This is a genomic window from Candidatus Jordarchaeum sp. (assembly GCF_052745115.1).
Genome location: NZ_JBRAKS010000505.1, coordinates 1 through 2,093 on the forward strand (window position 1 = coordinate 1; position 2,093 = coordinate 2,093).

Sequence of the window (2,093 nt, forward strand, 5' to 3'; positions counted from 1 at the left end):
TGTAGTGGTACACTCAGCAGTAAGTCTGGGAAATTCCTTTTCCCTCCCTATACGGAATTCACTTGCCATTCAGACCTTTACCCTTGGTTTTTACCTCAATCCTCCTCTTTAATACTTCCTTGGCTTCCTTAAGGCGTTTAAGACGCCCCGCCAATGTCTTACCCTCTTCTTCCTGCATCAAACTATCCCCAGTGGCAGCCTCAATGAGTTCCCTCAACCGCCCCCTTATCCTTCGCTCCTCCTCCCCGATACCCTTAAGCGTCTTACTACGCTTATACGAAGCATTCGCCCGAAGCTTTACACTATCAATAGCCAAAATATCAAAATCAATAAGACCCCGCTCCGCACAGATCATCACCACTTGCGTGAATAACTCCACAATCTCATCCATGTACCTTGCAAAAAACTTCCCAATGGTCGAATGATCTATCCCCCTGTCCCCAGTAAGCCATTTGTACCCTAAATGATTCTCTATATCGTATTCCATCTTCCGTAAGGAAAACCTGCAGTTGTGCAGCGCATAAAGCCCTATCTTGATGAACGTCTTGGGATGAATCGGATTCCTCCCCTGATCAGATTCAAAATCATAGCTCTTTTCTATCTCGCTAGTGTCTAATGTCTCAACAAGCTCATCGATGTATCGAAGAGCACTCCCAAGAGGCGCAACACTCTCTAAATCTACTTCCGTGAGGAGTAACTTCTGCTTGCGGTTTGGAACTATGAAGGATCGCATTATCTCCCCTCCCAGAGGTTTCCCTCAATTTACCACACTATGTTTTTTTTAATTAAGTATATTCGTTATAAATTGAAGTTAAATCGACAGCCTGAATATCCTGTAATATGTTTGTATTAATTGTTAAATCAATCTATTAAGGGTTAGACCATCATATGGGACAAACTGACGCCAGTAATAAAGTGTCTCTTTCATTCTCTGGATTGTATTATAGTTTATATCCGTATTTGACGAAAATATCTCGAATGTGAGATAGACTTCATTAGATTTTGGAGGCATTCCCTCCTCTGAATCTTTTTCGTATGATTTAGCAATTGCTTTGAGTAATTTATCGCCCTTGATAATTCCTTTTATGTTATTTTTCTTGGTAAATGGGGCATGGTTAGACGTAATGCCATCCGTCTGTTGCATATGAATTATAGGAGAATAACACCCGAGCTCTTCAAGCCATTTGTAAGTATCTCCATCAATTTCATCAGCAAAAAAATATGGACAACGATCCATCTCGTCCTGTATCCTGAGAACAAAATCTTCTTCTTCAGATTCAGAACATTTTAAAGCATTGAAAAATAATTCATAAGCAGATTGAGGGCCTAGCCACAAATTTTCAACCCATTCTCCGGATCTGAATTTCTTCAAGTTTTCTTTAATCCTAACAATATCAGGTCTCTTGAATTTCCTCTGCCCAACCTGATGTCCAACATCAATCGTTATATAAGACGGAACCCCACTTAAATTATACATATCTTTTAGATACCTCTTTGCACCCTCAATAGTCCAGGGAGGTTGATGAGGAGCATACATTTGCTCTACACTTAAAGGCACTTGCCCATAATCCCATGCAAACACCGCTAGCTTCGAAAGAATAACTAAAACCATATTCATCGTCTCTTTATACTTCTTTGGATCTTGTAGAACCTTGTCAGGTAATGCAAAAAATGAAAACCCTATTCCAGCTTTTATCCTAGAGGCATATCTAATAAGCTTTTTATGCCATCCCTCAAATAATTTTTTTCTTATCCTCCTGTCATGGTGTGCAAGCCCAATAGTTCTATATGTTTGATAGCCAGTATAGAAATTAACCACCCGCATATTATTTTCCTTCTGATGTATAGAAACCTCATTTATCCAATCTTCCATATATCCTCGTGTTGAGAAAAGAGGATCATACTCATTGTCTGTGCTCGCTTCTACGTATGAAAATCCTATATTTTTTATTACATCCATCCATTCTGAAGGTTTAACCCATCGTTTTATGGCAAAACAATTATCTATCACTAAATATATTTTGGGATAAACCATTACTGAGTCCTCTCTAAAAACTAAGGTTTTTGAAAGAATCAAAATTTAAACGTAATTT

Annotated in this window: 2 protein-coding genes; both read right to left on the reverse strand. The window is 38.7% G+C overall.

Translation table 11 applies throughout. The features are described from left to right. Positions 1–58: 58 nt before the first annotated feature. Positions 59–733 carry a transposase gene (locus tag ACUVXA_RS20180; RefSeq protein ID WP_445873089.1) on the reverse strand — a complete coding sequence of 225 codons (675 nt, stop codon included), beginning with the start codon at positions 731–733 and terminating at the stop codon, positions 59–61. Positions 734–856: 123 nt separating this feature from the next. Beyond that, positions 857–2,035: a hypothetical protein gene (locus tag ACUVXA_RS20185; RefSeq protein WP_445873090.1), complete on the reverse strand. Its 1,179-nt coding sequence runs from the start codon at positions 2,033–2,035 to the stop codon at positions 857–859. Positions 2,036–2,093: the final 58 nt, after the last annotated feature.